The organism is Psychrobacter okhotskensis, assembly GCF_965638355.1.
GTDB lineage: Bacteria > Pseudomonadota > Gammaproteobacteria > Pseudomonadales > Moraxellaceae > Psychrobacter > Psychrobacter okhotskensis.
The window spans coordinates 3,173,585-3,194,294 of sequence record NZ_OZ281822.1 but is presented as its reverse complement, the minus strand read 5'-3'; the positions used below and the strand labels follow the sequence as shown (position 1 = coordinate 3,194,294).

Below are 20,710 nucleotides of genomic sequence, written 5' to 3'. Positions count from 1 at the left end.
GTTTGTCCGATAAACGCTCAAGCGATGAATGGTATAGTCGGTTCAATATAATTTGGATACAAGGAAGACGAGTGAAAGTACTGCAAATAGTAGGCTAAGCGAGACTGACACCGTATCTGAGTTATATAGGATTGACTATATTTGAAGTAAGTTGCAACAAGCCATTATAAAAACGACAGACGTAAAAAAGCCCAGTCGCCGTATGATGACTGGGCTTTTATATTGTTCGCTTATTAGTCTTACCTGATGCTTAAAGGTACTAAGCAAAAGTGCTAATAAGTGACGCCGTATAGTGGCGTCCCCAGGGGGATTCGAACCCCCGTTACCGCCGTGAAAGGGCGGTGTCCTAGGCCTCTAGACGATGGGGACGCATAGAGTGTCATAACCAAATGGCTACAACGGTACTTCACAATATCAGAGAGCTTATCTATTAATAGAGCAAGCCTTGCCTAGGTGCTGATATCGTCCTACTAGCGAGTATTTATTCTAAAGTTTCAGTAAACTGAGCTTTGTCGTAAATAGTATGGTGGAGCTAAACGGAGTCGAACCGTTGACCCCTTGCATGCCATGCAAGTGCTCTACCAACTGAGCTATAGCCCCTCGCTAAGAGTGTGCGTATTTTAGGTAACAGCAGCAGTCTTGTCAACCGCTATTTTCAAAATAATCGATAAATATGCGAAAAAAAGCGTTTAAAGCGGATTTAGCTACTTAATAAGCCTAAATTAGCGTGGATTTTGCTGACTAGCAATCTCTTTAATGGCTTTATCGGTAAAGAATTCTTCTTCGGTGCCATCTAAAAAAACAATAGCAGCACATTCTGTGGGGATATATTGCCCGCCTTTTTGTTGTACTGTGCTGATACCTTTAAAGCCTATAATCTCAGACTCATTTAATCGCGCTGATTTATTATAATCAGAGTAAGTCGTATATATCCACTTTAGATCTTCAAAATCTTGACCCTTTGTCAGGGTGAGTTTGGCATCATAAAGCTCTTTTACGATGGTATCATAGTATTTCTGCGCTTCTTTTAGGGTGTTGAAGACATAATCTTTACTTTCTATCGTGACGGTTTTGGCGGCCATGTTTATTCCAGTTAAATTTTAAATGCTGATACTAACGTAAAGAGGAGGCAGTCTTCAGTGGGTTTTAGTTATTTTTGAATCAGTTTACTTGTTATCCAATAATATAGTGGGGTTTTGATTACTACTGTCTTCAATCTTATCTAAAGGCGCTACATTGATCTCATCAAGCAAATGCCAAATAGCTTCTTCTATCTCTTCCCAGTCCTCATAAGAGTCAGTTACAGTAGACCATTCTACAATGATACCGCTATATCTATTAGAACTTGAACGACTGCGTATAATAAATAATTCACCATCATGAATAGGGTCAGCAGTCAAATATACTTCAGATAAAATTGGGTCTTTTGGCTGACCAATACAAGATAAATCCCCATGTTCCTTCGGATAGCATTCCAAATTATTTTTAACGAATTTCGTGTCTGTTATGATAATAGCGTGTTTCAATAAATGATTGATTTTTGCTCTTGCTGACAAAAAAACAGGGTTAGTTATGCCTGCACTGTCTGTTACATTAACCATTACACGATTGGGTGAAGGTCCTGACCGTATATAGTGGTCTTTGAGACCATTACGAAAGAGGACAAACTTAAGCGAGTCATTCAAGGTCGGAGTTCTAACCTCTTTAATGTCGCTCTTAGCTGGCTTAGAAGGTATGAATTCGATTGGAAATTGACCCAAAAAATTCCCCGACGACTTTCGATTGTAAGGGTTGGTTTCATCCTTTTTAACACTAACAATCAGTTTTGGTGTGACTTCAAGCGTAAAAATTTCACCAGTTTTGGCTTTTGGTGTATCAGTCTTTGACAAATCTTCTCTTGGATTATCTATAAGATGCTGGATTTTAATAACAGGTGAGACATTCCAAGCCTCTAATAGTCGCCATATATTAGCGTCTATTTCCTTCCACTGGTGCAGATTATCCTTATGCACATACCATGATAACTCAATTCCTCCATAAATAAGCTCAGAGTAGCTGACGCTCACTTTAGGTTCAGAATCCCAAATATCAACCACTAATCCAGATATTTTAGGGTTATTAGATTCTCCGAAACATTGATAGCGATATTCCAGTTTATGACATTGCATGCCGTATTTATCCGACATTGTCGGGTCATACTTTCTATTTTCGAGCGGTGAATATTTTAAATAGTTTTGCTCGGTGGTCAGATAGGAGGAGTCACGATCAGTTTCCTTTATGTTGACTTTTACCTGATCAAGATGATCTAAGCTACCCGTTATCATACCGCTTCTATCAGTTGGTTGGATAGTTGACCCATTTAGCATGAGACTAAACTCTAAGCCATCAAACGAGCTTCTTCGTTTAATGGGTATTTGCTTTGCTTCTGACTCAGTTAAAAGCGCATACTTTTTTGGCTGATAATCAAGAGGGAATTGTCCAAGATACATTTCATTTTCTGGATTATAGGAAAGTTTAGTAGGAGGTACGTGCTCTCGTCTTTGCCCTAGTTCAAGTTTGACAATAAAATTCTCGTTGAACATCCAAGTAACCAGCTCACCTTCGCTCCATGGGTCTACTCTTTCTTTGCGCAGACAACCAGCTTGCAGAAGGCATAACACCACAATGATGAGAAAACTTGATACTGAGAATTTATTTGATAGGCTCATGAATTAGCTTATTATTATCGACATCTGGGATGTCACGCTCGCTTGAGAGTAACTCAATACCGCTTACTACCGAAAGATTATGTAAAAAACTTTATATTGTTCTAAATATAAACTTTATTCAAGTCTCAAAATAGAAACGCGAGCCTTGCTATTGCAAAACTCGCGTCCTATCTAAATGAAGTATTGAAAATTCTTTTTAAAGGATTTCCCTTATGGGCCTAAATTTGAAGTAGCTTTTCAAGAGTGAACGTTCTAACTAAACTATTCAGCCGCCAAAAAGTCTGGCAACTCAGCCGCTTGTTTCTCTAGTTTTTTAAGCTTCTTTTTACCCAAGCCGCCTAGTACATCAACCGCATGACGCAAGCGCGTCAACGTCATATCAGCACCGATAATCGCCATAGAGTTCATGACGGGTGTCGATGAGGTGCTACCAGCGATAGCGATAAAGAACGGTGCCATAAAGTCACGCATCTTAATATCGAGATGAGCCGCAAGCCCTTTTAAAGTGGCGTAGATATTTTCTTCTGACCACGTTGGCAAGACTTCTAGCTGCCATAATGACAGCTGAAGCATCTCGATAATTTGCTCAGGTGTCAATGACTTATGGGTGAAGCTTTCGGCATTAATATCTGGGAGATTTTGGAAATAAAAGCCGCCCCAATTGACTGCATCAGACAGTAGTTCGATACGTGGCTGAATGGCTGCTGCGATAGCCGTTAATTTATCGCTATTACTTGCCCAGTCGAGTATTTTATTTTTTAGCTCTTCAGGAGTAAGTGCACGTAGCCATTCGCTATTGACCCAATTAAGTTTCTCAATGTCGAAAATAGGGCCACCAAGCGATACACGCTGAATATCAAAGCTGGCAATCATCTCGTCCAAGGTGAATTTTTCTGCTTCGTCAGGCATGGAGTAGCCCATACGTCCAAGGTAATTCAGCAAAGCTTCAGGTAGTACGCCAGCATCACGATAATAGGTGATAGAGGTTGGGTTTTTACGCTTAGACAATTTTGATTTATCTGGGTTACGCAGCAGTGGCATATGGCAAAGCACCGGCATCTCCCAACCAAAATACTCATAAAGTAGCTGATGCTTCGGTGCAGAGTTCAGCCATTCCTCACCACGTAGTACATGGCTGATATCCATCAAGTGGTCATCGACAACGTTGGCTAAATGATAAGTCGGCATACCGTCGGTTTTTAGCAGCACTTGCATATCGACCTGCGTCCAAGGAATCTCAACGGTGCCGCGTAGCATGTCTTGTACCTGACAGACGCCTTCGCTTGGCACGCGCATACGAATCACGTGAGGCATGCCTGCTGCAACAAGTCCAAGAGCCTTTTCAGAGCTTAAATGTGCGCAGCGACCGTCATAGCGTGGCGTCTCGCCATTGGCCATTTGCTCAGCGCGCATGGTATCTAGCTCTTCGCTGGTACAAAAGCAGCGGAACGCATGATCGTTTTCTATCAGCTGCTCAGCGTGTTTTTTGTAAATATCGCTACGCTCGCTCTGACGATAAGGCGCGTGCGGACCGCCGATGTCTGGACCTTCCGCCCAGTCAAGGCCGACCCAACGCAGCGCATCCAAAATCATTTTTTCAGATTGCTCCGTTGAGCGTGTTTGGTCGGTGTCTTCGATACGTAAAATAAATTCGCCGCCATGGGCTTTAGCAAAGGCTAAATTAAATAGGGCGATATAAGCAGTGCCGACATGAGGAAAGCCAGTCGGTGAGGGTGCAATGCGGGTACGAACAGGGCGTGTGCCGCTAGTAGAAGTCGATGGTTGCATCATAAAAATCTCAGAATAGGGTAGTTAATGAATAGGGCAGTGAAAAATGCTAATCAAAGCTTTGAACAAAAAATACGGATGAAACAATAGCCGTCAAGGTAGAAAAATAGCGTAAAATATAGCGCTAGTATAACAGAGAGATGGGATATTTTTAATGAAAAGCCCTTCTAGCGCTTGACTACCAGTGTATCCTTGCGATAATAATGCTAGGTAAGTCATAACTTGTTTATTTTCATCCGATTTTTTACTATTACTGGCCACGATGGTCGTCATCTACTGAGTTGTTTGTGTCATTATCAAAATCTAAGCCAAAGCCAAATGTTAACGCCAGTCCTGCTGCTACCGATAGCGCTGAGTCAGTGGTTAGCCGATCTTCTGTGGAAGACATTTCTGCGCAAGATTCTAGTCAAGGCCATAAAGTGTCGGATGAATTAAGTTTTGTCCACGATGCTGTGCTGCTACAAGAAGCGGTCGCGGCGGTGTTGGGTGTCAAATCACTGCCCAAGCAAACCGGCGACGCAGGACAAAACAGTGACAACCAAAGCAGCTTACGAATGAGCGGCATCTACGTCGATGCAACCTTTGGCCGTGGTGGCCATAGCCGCTTGCTATTAAGCCAGCTGGCTGACGATGCCACCTTGATTGTGTTTGATAAAGACCCAACAGCCATTAGTGTGGCGCGCGAACTAGCAAATACCGATAGTCGCGTAAAAGTGGTGCATGACAGCTTTGCGACCTTGACGGACAGCTTAGCCGCTATGGGTATCACTGAGGTCGATGGTCTGATGGCAGATTTGGGCATTTCTTCACCGCAAATTGATGATGGTAGTCGCGGTTTTAGCTTTATGCGCGATGGTGCGGTCGATATGCGCATGGATACCAGTCGTGGTCAATCCGTCGCTGAATGGCTTGCCAAAGTCGATGATGAAACCTTAGCCAATGTGCTTTATGAGTTTGGCGAAGAGCGTCACAGCCGTCGTATTGCACGTGCAATTAAGCAGATGGACAGTTTTGAGTCCACACTTGAGCTGGCAGAAGTGATAAAAGTGGCGCATCCAAACTGGCAGCGTGGTAAGCATCCAGCGACGCAGAGCTTTCAGGCGATGCGTATCTTCATTAACAATGAGCTTGGCGATGTCGATGATTTTTTAGCACAAAGCATCCCGATTCTAAAGTCAGGCGGGCAGCTGGCAGTCATTAGTTTTCATTCATTAGAGGATCGCCGCATTAAGCAATTTTTGCAGCGTCATAGTAAAGGGCAGTATCCAGAAGACGAGAATTTGCCGATGCCGCCTAAGCGTCCGCGTTATTTTAGCAAGCCAAAACGCGTGGGCCCTAGCAAAGATGAGGTGAGTCAAAATCCACGCTCACGTAGCGCATGGTTACGCATGGCGACTCGTACCGATACTGAGTATCAACAGACGCTATAGCAGTAAAAGCGTTTTTAGCCCATTTAGATCGCTATCAGTTGAATTCAGGACACACCCTAGTGTGCTGTTTAGTGGATGTGACTAAATGTCTTAATGTTTACGCAACTGTTAAAAAGCTGTAAATATTATCTGCTAGGCTCAGCAGCTAGTTTTTTGTTTATGTCTGCGCTAATTTAGCGATGATCATTAGCTATTATTTTCTTTGTCAGCTTAGAGTAGAAGACAGTTATAGTCAGTAAAAAGTAATATCGAACCATCACGCACTGCTGATATCTATTTTTCTGGCTTGCTGTGCCTGCGCAGACAGAGGCGACAAAAAATTGATATCAGCAATAGCATCGCGTTTTTAGGATATTTTGATTATAGCTTGTAGAGTAAATGTCAATCATAGCGGGTTTTTATGGCTATCATTGCACAGCGCGTTTGGTTTTATTTTTATTGAGGGTACTGATCAGGGATGAGATTTTTATAACCCTTATACAGTCGCCGCTCTTTTATATTTGAAGTTTACTTTTTTGAGATCGTCATGGCAATATCTGACAAACCTGCAAACCGTCGCGCCGCAATGGCCAATACCACTGATGTTGGCGAGCTATTCGTGCGCCGCTTTAATGTGGTCAGCATTTATGTGGCGGTGTTGTTGCTATTGGCAGCAGCCATCGTCTGGAGCGGTATCAAAACGGCTGAGGAAGTGCAGCAATATCATCAGGATTATAGAACCTTGCAAGACATGAAAAAACAAGAACGCAAACTGCAAATTGAGCACCAGCGCCTATTAATTGAACAGCAAACCTTTAGTGCCACACCGCAAATTGCCAGTCGCGCCGTTGCCGAGCTTGGTATGTTTTCACCCACTCTCAAGGATAAGCTGATCATTCAGCCGGGTGCGGCCGTCGCATTGGCACCAGCCCAGCCAACTAGCGCAGAGCTGATTAGAGCCAATGATTCAGACGTTGTCGAAACCGATGCTCCCGTGAGCGACGCCAATCTTGCGGAGGCAGGACAATGAGTGATAAAAAGCCAAACGCCAATGGTGGTAAAACATCAGCAAAAAACCCCAGCAAAAAACCCGCCAGTGGCAAAGTAACCAAACCATTACGCCGAGCCAGTGCTGCTAAATCTGGGCAAACTGACAGCAAATCTTCAGACAATCGCAAAGCCAAGCTCTTTGGTCGCCTCAAAAAGAATGAAGATCAAGGCGCGTATACCAGTGTCAAAAACCGTAAAAAAATTGTATTTAATAAGGCCACTGGTGCCTCCTCTCGTGGCGGCTTTGAGTATGACAAAAACCGATTCCGTACCGTTTGGGGCGTGGCGCTTGTGGTGTTGGCGCTACTGATAGGGCGTGCCTACTATATTCAAGTGGCTAACGCACAGTTTTATCAAGATAAAGGTGACGAGCTTATCACCAGCGTACGGACGCAAAAGTCCTATCGCGGTATGATTACCGATCGCAATAATTTACCCTTAGCTGTTAGTGCGCCGCTTGCGACTGTCTCCTTTAGTCCGCATGATTATTCGCGCGAATACTATGAGCTTAAACGTATCAAAATTACCAATCCGAATAGTCCACAGTTACAAGCGCGTATGCAAAAACGTCTGGATAATATGGATCTGACTCGGCTGGCAGCGGCCGCCAACATTCCGGTCAGTGAGCTAAAGAAAGTCACTGCTGTCGATGACAGTATTGATGTGACTGATGAAGAAGCGGTAAAAGCCGCCCTGCCATCGGGCGCAGGCTCGCATTATTTGCCACTACTCAACAAAGTCACGCCTGAAATAGCCGAAAGTGTTAGCTCGCTTGACTTCCCGGGCGTGTATGAGAAAAACTTCTTTCAGCGTTATTATCCGCAGCCACAACCAAACTCGCAGCTGTTGGGTTTTATGGGGCAAAATGCCAACGATCCTGAAGGTGGTTACGAAGGACGGGCAGGCATAGAGCGTCAATTCGAAAAAGAGCTGGCGGGTGATGATGGTAAAGTACTGGTACTCAAAGACGCCAAACAAAACAGCCTAAAAGAGATTAAACAGATTGAGCCAGAAATACCTGGCAAAGATGTGGCGTTGACCATTGATTCGCGTCTACAGTATCTGCTCTATAAAGAACTAGAGAAAGTAGGACGTGTGCAAAAAGCGCGCTGGTCAACTGGTATGGTCGTCGATGTACAAACTGGCGAAGTGTTGGCACTATCGACATGGCCATCATTTAACTCCAATAACCTGAATGAGATGACTGGTGAAAACCAGCGTAACCGTGCGCTCCTCGATGTATTTGAGCCGGGTTCAGTCATGAAGCCATTTACCGTGGCTGCGGCTCTCAATTCGGGCAAATACACACCGACTACTTTAATTGATACCAATCCGGGTTCAATTCGTGTGCGTGGCTATACCATTCGTGATCATAACAATTTGGGCACCATCAATCTTGCCACACTCTTACAAAAATCAAGTAACGTGGCCTCGACCAAGATAGCCTTATCTTTGCCCGCTGATGCCATTACCAACATGCAAAAGCAATTTGGCTTCGGTGCAAAGACACCGCTACAGTTCCCAGCGGAAGGCAGTGGGCTTGTGGTTACACCGGAAGAAAAAGAGACCTCACGTCGTGCAACGATCAGTTATGGTTATGGTATGGAGGCGACTGTAGCGCAGGTGGCGCAGGCTTATTCGGCATTAGCGGCAGGCGGAGTCATGCATCCTCTAACCTTGGTTAAGAGCGACAAAGTACAACCAAGCAAACGCATCATGGCGCACGAACAAGCCATGTCTATTGTCCAGATGTTAGAGAGCGTCACCGAAGAGGGTGGTACCGCCAAAGCAGCGGCGATTGATGGCTATCGAGTGGCGGGTAAAACAGGGACGTCGCGTCGTATCAACCCAAAAGGTGGTTATTATACCGATCAGTATCGCAACGTCTTTGCGGGCATGGCACCAGCATCAAACCCAAGACTGGTCGGTGTTATCTTAGTAGAAGACCCTCGAGGGCTGCATTATGCCGGTCTGACAGCGGCGCCCGTATTCCATAACGTCATGAAAGAAGCGCTACGTCTCTATAATGTGCCATTAGATAAACCCTTAAAAACTGAAGCCCAGTAGGCATAGATATGGATATTTACGTATTCAGCTATTAATGATTTGATTTGTTTTAACCGATTAGGATTTGCTCATGACCATGCTCAACTCATCGCTGACCAGTGCCACTGTTACCCTGCAACAGCTTATAAATGCTAGCAATTGTAATAGTCATCATCTAGCGCAGGCATTATCAGCAATGAGAATAGCAGCAGATAAAACATTAACGAACCAATCAGCCTCCAATCAACGACTTACGCTTGTCAATTTACCGTTTCAGCAGTTTCGTTTAGACAGCCGTCAGGTAGCGTCAAATGACGTGTTTGTACTACTAAAGAGCCATACACCAAACTGCCAAAAAAGCCGTGATTACCTTTATCAAGCCGCTAAAAATGCGGCTTTTATCCTATCAGAAATCGATCCTATCGCCTTGCTTGCCACGGCTAATGTGCCGCCACATGCTAATATTGAATTGATTGATAATGCTCAAGCTACGGCGCAGCAGCAATTAGATTCCTTGCCTTGCCCCGTCGTATACGCGCCCAACATCCGTGACTTTTTGGGTGACTTAATTCAAGCGCGTTTGCAGCATCAGCAGCCCGTAACATTACCAGCAGTGGTGGCGGTGACGGGCACCAATGGCAAAACCACCATCAGTCAACTGGTGGCGCAATTAACCCAGCTGACTGGCATGAGCAGCGCCGTCATGGGTACGGCAGGTAATGGTAGGCTTGGCACTTTGGTACAAGCCAGTCATACCACGGGCGATGCCTTAGCGGTTCAGCAATTTCTATATCAAGTGGGTCGCGAAGGGGCACAGCTACTGGCGTTAGAGGCCAGCTCACATGGTTTGGATCAGCAGCGTTTGCAAGGCATGCCGGTGTCGGTGGCAATTTATACCAATCTTAGCCGTGACCACTTAGACTATCATGCCGATATGGCAGAGTACGCGGCAGCCAAAGCCAAACTGTTTGATAAAGCACACTTCCCAGATTTGACTCACGCCATTGTCAACATCGACGATGAGCATGCGCAGATTATGCTGGATACCGCCCATGCTAGTGAATTGACGGTTTGGACCTATAGTTTGGATGCTACAAAAACGGCTACCTTTGTCGCTGCTAAAATCAAGCCCAGCTTACAAGGTGTTGAGATTAGCCTTCGTACAGATTTTGGCGATGGTAACGTTAATAATTTAGATATCGTCAGTCCATTACTTGGACGTTTTAACGTGGCGAATTTGCTTGCGGCTATGGCAGCTGCCGTAGCTTTAGAGATTAGTTTGGAGCGTATTGCGCCAGTCGTGCCACAGCTACAAGGTGCCGTAGGTCGTATGCAACGTGTGCCATCTAATGATGGTTGTTTTATCGTTGATTATGCGCATACGCCCGACGCCTTAAGTCAGGTATTAGCCAGTCTTAAAACCCATTGTAAGGGTCAATTATGGGCGGTATTTGGCTGCGGTGGCGACCGTGATGCTGGCAAGCGCCCATTGATGGCGCAAGCGGGGCTGGCAGGCGCGGATCAAGTGATTCTAACGGCAGACAATCCTCGCACTGAAGATCCACAGGCGATTTTGCAAGATATGCAAGCAGGTATGAGTGCGGAGCAATATCAGCGTACCCATATCGAACCAGCACGGCAAAAAGCGATTGAATATGCCGTCAATCAAGCGGCTACCGATGATATTGTGGTCATCGCTGGCAAGGGTCATGAGACTTATCAAGAAATCAATAATGTCCGTTATGATTTTGACGACAGTATTATTTTACAAAACGCCCTAGAGCATGCTGGCCGCGTATAAAAAAGTGCTGTCTGAGTGTTTAGCAACACTAATTTTTAATAATATTTATAAGTTTTAACATGCAGTTATAAAAAATAAGTAATCATCATATAAGGTAATCACTACTATGACAGCCGACAACGATAACACCATACAGTCGCAAGGGCTGTATGTCTGGCAGGCAGGTAATCTGCTTACAGCAACAGCGGCGCTTGATAGTCACTGGCAGCTAGATGCAGGACAGCTAAGTGAAGAACAAGCAGGATCGAGCAATGATGTTACGAGCACGCGCATTGCCACTGATACCCGCACGATAAAATCCGGTGATATCTTTTTGGCCTTAACGGGTGACAATTTTGACGGTCACGATTATATCGCTACTGCTATGAAACAAGGTGCGGTTGCTGCTATCGTCTCACGGCCAATCTCTACCAATATCCCGCAGCTAGTCGTGAGCGATACCCGTTTAGCGCTAGGGCAATTGGCTGCGTATCGTCGTCAACAGCATCAAAATTTAACCGTCATTGCTATTACTGGCTCTAGTGGTAAGACCACCTGTAAAGAGATGCTGGGTAGCATCTTCGGCAGATTAGCACCGACGCTCATCACTCGTGGCAATCTCAATAATGACTTGGGTGTACCGATGATGCTGCTCGAATTATCCGATCACCATCGCTATGCCATCTTAGAGTTGGGCGCCAATCATATTGGTGAGATTGCCTATACCACTGAGATTGTCCGTCCGGATGTGGCTTGTATTCTGAACATCGGCACGGCGCATCTGGGTGAGTTTGGTAGCCGCGAAGGGATTTGCCAGACCAAGGCAGAGATTTATCATACCTTGAATGATGCACAATTTGCGATCGTTCCAGATAAAGATGACTTTACCAATCAATTACGCCGTATTGCTGAAAAGCATACCTCACATGTCATTGGCTTTGGTAATACCGATGTCAGCGCCAGTCACTTAGATGTCGAGCCTGAGCGCAGTGAGTTTAAGCTACACATTGGCAACCAAGTCCATGATATTAGCTTGCCACTAGCAGGGGAGCATAACGTCAATAATGCTTTGGCGGCGGCGGCTTGTGCTCATGCCTTGAATATCGACGTCGATGACATTGTAATCGGACTTGAGAATGCGCGTCCCGCTAAAGGCCGCTTGAACAGTCAGCTGCTCGGTATGCATCGCCTGATTGATGATACTTATAATGCCAATCCACATTCAGTGCGCGCAGCTGCTAAGGTATTGGCGGCGCAAACTGGTACGCAGGTGATGGTGCTAGGAGATATTGCTGAATTGGGTGAGGCGGCGGTGAGCGAGCATCAAAGCTTGGGTCGTACTATCGCAACCACAGGCATCAATGTGCTGCTATGTGTTGGTGAGTACGCGCCTTATACTGTGGCTGGGGCGCAAGAGATTTCTGAGATTAGTGCTCATGCATTCGCTAATAAAGAGAGTCTGCTGCAGTATTTACAGTCTTACTTGCAAGCGCAACAGGCTGAGCCTTGTACGGTGTTGTTCAAAGGCTCTCGTTCCATGCAAATGGAAACACTTATTCATGCGCTAGTAGAGGAGTAGGCGGTGTTAGTTTGGTTGTTTGGCTGGCTTGGCCAGTATTATACACCGTTTTCTGCGGTTTCTTCGTTGACGCTACGAGCGTTACTTGCGGTCGTCACAGCACTGGCATTTAGTATGTTTTTAGGCGGACCGGTCATCAGACGTCTACGGGCACTAAAGTATGGTCAGGCCATTCGTAATGATGGTCCGCAGTCGCATTTGGCAAAGACTGGTACACCGACCATGGGCGGGGTATTGATTTTGAGCGCCATCGGGGTATCGACCTTACTGTGGGCACGCCTTAACAATCCTTATGTGTGGATTTTGCTGATCGTGATGATTATCTTTGGCGCGGTTGGCTGGGCTGATGATTGGCTCAAAATCAAATATAAAAACCCCAAAGGTTTGATTGCTCGCAAAAAATACTTTTGGTTGTCGATGGGAGCATTGTTCGTCGGTGTGTCTTTATATTATATCGCCACCTTGCAACCGGACATCGCCACCACCCGCGAGATGCAGGATTTATTAATACCCATTTTTAAGGATTGGATGATTCCGTTTTCAGCCGTACCTTTTGGTATTGGCTTTATTATCTTTACCTATTTTGTGATTAATGGCGCTTCCAATGCTGTCAACTTGACCGATGGCTTAGATGGTTTGGCGATTTTGCCCGTTGTATTAGTTGCAGCTGGTTTAGGCGCGATGGCTTATGTCTCGGGTGACGTACGCTTTGCCGATTATTTGCATGTCCCTTATATTGCCTATAACTCTGAAGTGATTATTGTCTGTGGTTCGATGATTGGTGCTGGTCTTGGCTTCTTATGGTTTAATGCGCATCCCGCGCAAGTCTTTATGGGGGATGTGGGTGCACTTGCCCTCGGTGCGATGCTCGGTACGATTGCCGTCATGACCCGCCAAGAGATTGCTTTTGCCATTATGGGTGGTCTATTTGTCGCCGAGGCACTATCGGTTATGCTGCAAGTTGGCTCCTATAAACTGCGCAAAAAACGTGTCTTTCGGATGGCGCCATTGCATCATCATTTTGAAGAAATTGGCTGGAAAGAAACACAAGTGGTCGCTAGATTTTGGATTATCGCCATTTTATTGGTCATACTTGGTTTGATGACATTGAAGCTGCGCTAAAATAGTATTAACCTAGGTGCTGTAGTAAATAAGTATTTATGTGATTAAAAAAGCCATCTCAGCAATCACTGAGGTGGCTTTTTGTTTTTCTTAGACCTTTTTTTAACTGCTTCTTTTATCCATTAACCCACGCAATTTTTGTTAAAATGGCAACCATATTGCGATGATCTTGAGATGCTTGTGTCCTTATTTATTTGTCCCCTTTGTCAGTCACCTCTGCAGCCTGCCGCCGATACGTGGCGCTGTGATGGTAGTTTAAACCCTAAGCAAACCACCCATCCGTTTGATGTGGCGCGTCAAGGGTATGTCAATCTACTGCCTGTGCAACAAAAAAAATCCAAAGCGCCTGGGGATAGCCAGCAATCTATTGAAGCGCGCAAGCGGTTTTTAGCAGCTGGACATTATGAGCCGCTACAGACAGTGATCTGTCAGCAAATGGAACAATTATTAGCGCAAAACGAGGTCATCTCTGAGCCAATTACTGCATCAATCACTTCATCAGCAAACGCTCACGATAAAAACCCTGTCAACTGGTTGGATATCGGCTGCGGGGAAGGCTATTACACGCAGGCGATGGCGCAGATGGGCTCAGATAGTATCACTACTTTGATAGCGGCTGATATCAGCAAGCCCGCGTTGGTTGAATTGGCTAAAGTGAGCAAAGCAGCCAGTCAGCTGTGGTATCAACAACATAAAGACGAAGCGGAAAAGACGACGGTGATTTACCCGTTAGTCACTAGTGCGGCGCATCTACCACTTCGTGCTCATAGTGTCACGGGTATCAGCAGTATTTTTAGTCCTATTTTGCCTGAGGCTTTTGCCAAGGTATTGGCTGATAAGGGGTTTCTAATCATTGCCAAGCCCGATGTCGGACATTTAGCAACGATGCGCGATGCACTATTTGATAGCGTGCGCGAGCATGATTCTGATAAGTTTTTGCATGAGCTAGCACCATACTTTACGCTAATAGAGACGCATCGCGTCAGTACCGAGATGACATTATCAGCGTCTGACTTAGCCGATTTGCTGACCATGACCCCTTATGCCTACCGTGCCCGTAGCGAAAAAAGACAAGCGTTACTGGCAGCGGTTGAACAGCAAGCATTTAGTACCGAAGCAAAATTTGTGGTCTATGTTTTGCAAAAAAGCGCTGATAAATAGCGCTGATAAATAATGAGGACACGCTCTAGCATCCAACCGTTATTTATAAGATGGGCCCCATGGTAGCAACAATATTGTGCCAAATTCTATAGGGTAGCGGCCAGTTTTCGACCTCCTCGCGTGTCACTTCATCAGAGTCAGCGATATATTGAGACTGGCGTTCCATGATGTCAGTGGTTAAGGCGCTATCGCTAAAGACAATATTGTTTTCATAATTTAAATCAAAGCTGCGCAAATCTAAGTTGGTCGAGCCAATTAAGCTTAGCTGGCCATCGACGGTCAAGGTCTTCGCATGTAGCAATCCCGGCTTGTACTCATAAATTTTTACTCCTGCTTCTAGTAATTGCCAATAATAACTGCGGCTGGTCGCAGCGACTACTAAGGAGTCGTTGTGTTTGGGGAAGATCATTGTGACCTTTACGCCGCGATAGGCGGTGGCGCACAAGACATTGATTAGGGAATAATCTGGGACAAAGTAAGGGGTTGAGATGGTCAGGGTTTGCTGGGCTTGGCTAATAAGCGCGCCTAAAAATTGTGGCGTTGCGCCCGAGCGTTGGGTAGGACCATCGGCAAAGACTTGTGCGGCGAAGCCTGTAGAGGCTGATGAGTCTGGTTGTGCGGTAGGATAACAAAAGCTTTCGACCGCTGTGTCGGGGTTTTCAATCAGCCAATCACTGGCGAAAAGCATCTGGTTCTGTGCCACCACTGGTCCTTCAACGCGCAGCATAATGTCGACCCACGGGGCAAAATTGGGCTTTACGCGAAACTCAGGATCTGCGCAGTTGCGACTACCAGAGTAGCCAATGTTGCCATCGATCACGGTGATCTTTCGGTGATTGCGCAGATCAATTCGGCTAAATAATAATACCTTTATAAGATTGCTAATCGGTAGAGCCACGCTGACTTGCACGCCAGCATTTTTCATTTCTTGCCATATCTTTGAGCCCACCATTTTGCGTGAGCCCATGCCATCGACCATCGCTCGACAAGTCACACCGCGCCGTGCTGCGCGCATTAGCGCTTGGGCGATATCGATACCTGTGCCATCAATCAGCCAAATATAATACAGCACATGAATATGATCGGTTGCCGCCTCAAAATCCGCTAGCATTCGTTTGTGGGTTTCAGCCGCATCCGCCATTAGTTCCGCATGATTGCCCACGGTAGTATGAAAGCCTGTGACGTTCGCAGAATAAGCAAACGCTGCTTGATACTCAGGTTTTATCGCTTGCGTTAAAGCCGCGTCGCTACCGAGCACTTCAGGATTGTGGGTATGCAGTTTATTAATAATTTGCTCATGCTGGCGGTTAAAGTTACGCCCTAAATGTATCTCACCAAACATCCAGTAAACCACGACGCCGACATAAGGCAATATAAACAGCACCACCATCCATGCTAGCCTAGCCGATGAGGTCAAATCATGACGCGAGAGTATCCGTAAGGATATCAGCACGAGTAATATAAAATGAATGGTTAATAAGATGTCCAGTACCATGGCGCCGTCCTTTGTGATTATTGTTATGCAGGGTGCTGCAGCCTTTATTTAATAATCCGTACTTTATCATGGCATCTCATTTCGACCGTAGCCAACTTGTCATCAGATTGTCATCAATACGGTCAGTCCATTTAATCACTTTCGATAATTCGTTCATAACTGGTTACGATTTTCTAAAATCAGTCTTAGTTAATAGTCAAAAAAAGGAGTATAAATATCGTGGTTATTCCTCTCATGGACTCAGGCTATGCACGCCGCCATACGCTATCGATTACTTAATAATTTTACGATTTTTATTAGCATCATTGGGGTCGCAGTGGCACTTCTCGATAGTGGTTTTACGCTACCGAACTGGCTACAGCATGTTTTTCATCTCTTTTATTTGCTCATTATCTTTTTAGGTTTTATCGTCACGGCAGGGCGTTACCTCTATAGCAAAAAACCGCTAACGATTAACAAAGTGGCTGTCTTTGACTTGTTGACCAGTATCGCTATCGTCATTTTACTCGTGGCGCATTTCACCGATTTAATACGCTCAGGCTTGGCGGTTTCCGTTGATGGCTTTGTCGCGATTAAGGTTGCGGTACTAGTGACCTTTATCCGTGAAATCTCTGATCACGACTTCAATCTCGACCGTACTTTTTTGAACCCAGCCCAATTCTTTATTCTAAGTTTTTTGTCGGTGGTACTGGTTGGCGCCTTGCTATTAATGATGCCCAACGCGACGACCCAGCCTTTATCATTTATCGATGCATTATTTACTGCGACCAGTGCGGTGTGTGTTACTGGGCTTATCGTGGTAGACACCGCGACCTATTACACGACCTTTGGCCAAGTCATTATTATGGGTCTGATCCAAATAGGCGGTCTAGGGATTTTGACCTTTGTCACATATTTTAGCTATTTCTTTAAGGGCGGTGTCAGCTACGAGACTCAGCTGAGCATCAGTGAGATGTCCTATATGCGCGGTACGGGTAATGTGGTGGCAACCCTCAAATCTATCTTATATGTCACCTTTGCTGTTGAGGCGTTGGCGGCGGCATTCATTTACGCCAGTATTTACGATTTACCCGGCATGGACGTATCCGAGCGCTTATTTTTTTCCATTTTCCATGCGGTTTCGGCTTTTTGTAATGCCGGATTTTCTACTTTTAGTGCGGGCTTATATGATGACGCGCTGCGCTTTAATTATCCTCTGCAGCTGATTATTGGCATTACCTTTATCTTTGGCGGTATGGGCTTTGTGATTGTGGTCAATGTGCTGCGGTATTTACGCTATCGTGCCCAGCGCCTGATATATTGTCGCAATCAGCGCTACGCTTATCGCCCGTGGCTGCTCAATATCAATAGCCGAATCACTCTGATTACCACGGGTGCACTGTTGCTAGTCGGACTCATTGGGGTCATGTTGTTTGAATATAATGGCGTGTTGGCTGACCATGGCAGTTTTTATGGCAAGTTAGTGACAGGGATATTTACCGCTGCCACCCCGCGAACCGCTGGGTTTAATAGCATTGATATGGGTGACCTAGCCTTTCCGACGATTATGTTGACGATTTTTTTGATGTGGATTGGCGCGTCACCGAACTCGACGGGCGGTGGTATCAAAACCAGCACCTTTGCCATTGCGCTATTAAATACCTTGAGTTTGGCGCGTGGGCAGACGAGAGTAGAAGTCTTCAAACGGGAAATCGCTGAGATTTCGATTCGTCGTGCCTTTTCTATCATGTGGCTGTCGTTATTGGTCATTGGGACTGGGGTGACGCTCATCAGTTATGATCAACCTGAGCTGGATTTGATTAAAGTGGTTTTTGAGTGCTTTTCTGCTTATAGCACCGTCGGTTTGAGTTTGAATTTGACCACCGAGTTGTCGGATTTTAGCAAAATGGTGATTTCGGTGATTATGTTTGTTGGACGGGTGGGCATGTTAACCCTGTTTATCGCCTTACTCAAAAACATGCGCGAGCGTAACTATCGCTATCCCACGGAAGAGATTACTATTAACTAAGTTGTTATTAAATGATTTGTTATTAAATGATTTCTTGCTAATTGAACCTGTTAACTAAGATTTTGTTAATTAAAGTTCTATTACCTCAAGTGTGGCACTATTATTAAGGCACAAAAAGGACAATATGAAATATATCATCGTAGGATTGGGGAATTTTGGCTCGTCGCTGGGTATAGCGTTGACCAGTCAAGGTCACGAAGTAATTGCTATCGATAGCAGTATGCAAAAAGTCGAGGCTTATAAAGAAGTCATCTCGCATACCGTCTGTATGGATGCCACCGACGAGTATACCGTCACCGGTTTACCCATTATCGATACCGATATCGTCGTGGTCGCAATCGGCGAAGACCAAGGCGCAAATGTCATGGCAACGGCGCTATTTAAGACCTTAAAAGCACGGCGCTTGATCAGCCGCAGTATCAATCCATTGCACCAAAAAGTGCTGCAAGCCATCGGTGTGGACGATCTTATTTTGCCCGAAAAAGAAGCCGCTGACCGCTGGGCAAAACGCTTGTCACTGCGCTACTTTGTAGATTCGTTTGAGCTTACCGATCATTTTAGTATCGTTGAGCTTAGTATTCCAAACGCCTTGATTGGAAAGACCGTCGACGACTTACAGCTTGAGCAAAAATTCAATATTCGATTGCTTAGTACCATGCGCTATGAGTATTATGAAGATAGCTTTGGACGTACGCAACGTAAGCCAAGTATCGAAGGATTGGCCGAGCCTGAGCAGGTGCTACAAGATAAAGATGTCTTGATAATCTATGGCGCAAACAAGCATATTAACCAGTTTTTGCGTAGCGTTGGGGTAAAAGTGCAGTAGCGGGCTAAATCTAAATAAAGGGTATATTGTCTACCTATTAATGACGACATAAGCGTTATTTAAATAGCCGCGCTATGACATTATAAAAGGGAAAGTTATGAATAAGCGTCACATATCCATCCTAATGCTTGCCATGACGGCACTATTATCAGGCTGTGATCAATCGTCGCAAGACCCGAATGTCATGCTGTCAGAAGGGCAAAAAGACCCAATCAAACAGCTGGAGATCACCTCAAAAATTGATCATAGTAAACTTGGCTATCAGCAAACCTTTTATGTGCCGATTTACTCTGACATTTATACCGATAGAGACAATCGTAAGGTCTTGCTGTCTGCGACTTTGAGTGTGCGTAATACCACCTTAAAAAAATCACTTTATATCAATAAAATCGATTACTACGATACCCGTGGGGCTTTCGTAAAATCATATCTGAATAAACCTATCGAGCTACCAGCAATGGGCACGCTCAATTATATTGTCGAAAAAGAAGAAGACAAAGGCGGCTCTGGAGCTAACTTCATCATTGAAGTCGAAGGTATTGATGAGACCGTCGCCCCAGTCATTGAGGCGGTGATGATAGGCAATTTTAGCAATAAAGCCTTTGCCTTTACCACGCAAGGCACGCCAGTTATACATTGATAAATGCTATATTACTAAAGGCTTACTTATAAGGGCTGTGAAGTGCTGTGAGCTTTTTAATACTCCCCCAACAGCCAACCACTGGCAAAGGCAAAATATTCTCGAAACCATGCATTATAACGAATGGATAAAGGGGTCGGGCTAGCCACCGTAATTGGCTGTTGATAGCCTTGATGCCTTGCAATGGCTGCTGCCCGAATGGTATGAAAATCACTGGTCACGATAGCAATAGGGTCAGTGATAGAGACGCCTTGCGCCGCTAATAGGGCTTGGCTATTGGCTAAATTTTCTTCTGTACTGGTGCTTTTACCTTCTTGTAGAATGCGTTCAAACGGGATGCGGTACGTCTCGTGTAAGTAGGACGCCATGATATCAGCCTCGCTACGGCTACGCTGAAAACCAACACCACCGCTGGTTATTACTATGGCGTTTGGTTGTGCATCAATGAGAGGCGCCGCAGTATCTAAGCGCTTGGCTAAGGTAGGAGTGGGTTTGCCTGCGACTGTGCCTGAACCTAATACAATGATAGCTGCCACTGTCGGCGCTGGCTGCTGGCTTCGTTCAATCTGCTGCTGCAGTGACCAAACAAACACCATAAAGCTGATAAGCCATAGGATAAATAAGCCCCATAAGCCATACCATACTCGCTTAAATAGAGGGTGATGCCTGATGAAACGGCGAATTCGTTCCCAGTAAATGCCATGAATGACAAAAATTACGCCAATAATAAATGGCACTACTGAGCCAAAGTTAATCTTGCCAATAATCATCAATACAGCGCAGTCTATGGTGATGATGATACCGACAATGAGTAGGAGTATACGGATGAGTAAGGTTTTGGACATAGCTGAAAACTGCTTGTGTTTAATGAACTGCAAGATAATTATAATACCAACGATATAATCCTTGAGCTAGCTACCGTTAACTTAGATTTTTAGTAAAATATAATATTTTGATTATAAGATATTGACGGATGAGCTGTTTAAGACCCATCAGCGCTCATGAAGATAGGGCATTCATGTCGATGACAGTAGTGGCTGATACTCAAAAAATAGCAGCTGGGATACTGAGAAAAAACAGCGAGGCGTCCAGTAAAGG

At 45.1% G+C, this 20,710-nt stretch carries 15 protein-coding genes and 2 tRNA genes; 10 read left to right on the top strand and 7 right to left on the bottom strand.

Going from position 1 to position 20,710, the window contains the following annotated elements:
* Positions 1–293 precede the first annotated feature (293 nt).
* From ACSUPM_RS13295 to gltX, 5 genes are all read right to left on the bottom strand, one after another.
* Positions 294–369, bottom strand: a tRNA-Glu gene (locus ACSUPM_RS13295).
* A 155-nt stretch (positions 370–524) separates the two neighbouring features.
* Positions 525–600: transfer RNA gene (locus ACSUPM_RS13290), tRNA-Ala, on the bottom strand.
* Positions 601–722: 122 nt separating this feature from the next.
* Positions 723–1,082, bottom strand: a complete 360-nt coding sequence (locus tag ACSUPM_RS13285; RefSeq protein ID WP_201567447.1) for a hypothetical protein — start codon at positions 1,080–1,082, stop codon at positions 723–725.
* Between the two features lie 84 nt (positions 1,083–1,166).
* A complete protein-coding gene (locus tag ACSUPM_RS13280; protein WP_025653222.1) occupies positions 1,167–2,708 on the bottom strand; it encodes a hypothetical protein in 1,542 nt (513 codons plus the stop codon).
* A 261-nt stretch (positions 2,709–2,969) separates the two neighbouring features.
* Positions 2,970–4,499, bottom strand: coding sequence for a glutamate--tRNA ligase (gltX, locus tag ACSUPM_RS13275; RefSeq protein ID WP_025653223.1), 1,530 nt, complete (start codon positions 4,497–4,499; stop codon positions 2,970–2,972).
* 383 nt (positions 4,500–4,882) lie between these two features.
* Between gltX and rsmH the strand changes: the two genes are divergently transcribed.
* The 7 genes from rsmH to ACSUPM_RS13240 all read left to right on the top strand — a co-directional run bounded on the left by rsmH (position 4,883) and on the right by ACSUPM_RS13240 (position 14,643).
* The gene (gene rsmH, locus ACSUPM_RS13270; RefSeq protein ID WP_407074196.1) at positions 4,883–5,926 is read left to right on the top strand and encodes a 16S rRNA (cytosine(1402)-N(4))-methyltransferase RsmH; all 1,044 of its coding nucleotides are present in this window, start codon (positions 4,883–4,885) and stop codon (positions 5,924–5,926) included.
* Between the two features lie 526 nt (positions 5,927–6,452).
* Positions 6,453–6,935, top strand: coding sequence for a cell division protein FtsL (gene ftsL, locus ACSUPM_RS13265; protein WP_101211361.1), 483 nt, complete (start codon positions 6,453–6,455; stop codon positions 6,933–6,935).
* Positions 6,932–9,022, top strand: a complete 2,091-nt coding sequence (locus tag ACSUPM_RS13260; RefSeq protein ID WP_101211360.1) for a peptidoglycan D,D-transpeptidase FtsI family protein — start codon at positions 6,932–6,934, stop codon at positions 9,020–9,022. Before ftsL ends, ACSUPM_RS13260 begins: the two co-directional genes overlap by 4 nt.
* Positions 9,023–9,092: 70 nt before the next feature.
* On the top strand, positions 9,093–10,802 hold the full coding sequence (locus ACSUPM_RS13255; RefSeq protein ID WP_436880017.1) for a UDP-N-acetylmuramoyl-L-alanyl-D-glutamate--2,6-diaminopimelate ligase: 1,710 nt from the start codon (positions 9,093–9,095) through the stop codon (positions 10,800–10,802).
* A gap of 106 nt (positions 10,803–10,908) precedes the next feature.
* Positions 10,909–12,360, top strand: a complete 1,452-nt coding sequence (locus ACSUPM_RS13250; protein ID WP_201575347.1) for a UDP-N-acetylmuramoyl-tripeptide--D-alanyl-D-alanine ligase — start codon at positions 10,909–10,911, stop codon at positions 12,358–12,360.
* A 3-nt stretch (positions 12,361–12,363) separates the two neighbouring features.
* Complete coding sequence (mraY, locus tag ACSUPM_RS13245; RefSeq protein ID WP_025653232.1) at positions 12,364–13,482, top strand: phospho-N-acetylmuramoyl-pentapeptide-transferase; 1,119 nt, start codon at positions 12,364–12,366, stop codon at positions 13,480–13,482.
* 174 nt (positions 13,483–13,656) lie between these two features.
* Complete coding sequence (locus ACSUPM_RS13240; protein WP_436880015.1) at positions 13,657–14,643, top strand: putative RNA methyltransferase; 987 nt, start codon at positions 13,657–13,659, stop codon at positions 14,641–14,643.
* A 43-nt stretch (positions 14,644–14,686) separates the two neighbouring features.
* Here the strand turns inward: ACSUPM_RS13240 and cls are convergent, their stop codons facing one another.
* The gene (gene cls / locus ACSUPM_RS13235) at positions 14,687–16,138 is read right to left on the bottom strand and encodes a cardiolipin synthase (protein WP_436880014.1); all 1,452 of its coding nucleotides are present in this window, start codon (positions 16,136–16,138) and stop codon (positions 14,687–14,689) included.
* Positions 16,139–16,385: 247 nt separating this feature from the next.
* Here cls and ACSUPM_RS13230 point away from each other — a divergent pair, with 247 nt between their 5' ends.
* From ACSUPM_RS13230 to ACSUPM_RS13220, 3 genes are all read left to right on the top strand, one after another.
* Positions 16,386–18,146, top strand: a complete 1,761-nt coding sequence (locus ACSUPM_RS13230) for a TrkH family potassium uptake protein (protein WP_101211355.1) — start codon at positions 16,386–16,388, stop codon at positions 18,144–18,146.
* Positions 18,147–18,270: 124 nt separating this feature from the next.
* Positions 18,271–18,972 carry a potassium channel family protein gene (locus ACSUPM_RS13225; RefSeq protein WP_025653236.1) on the top strand — a complete coding sequence of 234 codons (702 nt, stop codon included), beginning with the start codon at positions 18,271–18,273 and terminating at the stop codon, positions 18,970–18,972.
* Between the two features lie 97 nt (positions 18,973–19,069).
* Complete coding sequence (locus ACSUPM_RS13220) at positions 19,070–19,612, top strand: DUF3124 domain-containing protein (RefSeq protein ID WP_025653237.1); 543 nt, start codon at positions 19,070–19,072, stop codon at positions 19,610–19,612.
* Between the two features lie 56 nt (positions 19,613–19,668).
* Here the strand turns inward: ACSUPM_RS13220 and ACSUPM_RS13215 are convergent, their stop codons facing one another.
* The gene (locus ACSUPM_RS13215; RefSeq protein ID WP_350588191.1) at positions 19,669–20,457 is read right to left on the bottom strand and encodes a YdcF family protein; all 789 of its coding nucleotides are present in this window, start codon (positions 20,455–20,457) and stop codon (positions 19,669–19,671) included.
* Positions 20,458–20,710 lie beyond the last annotated feature (253 nt).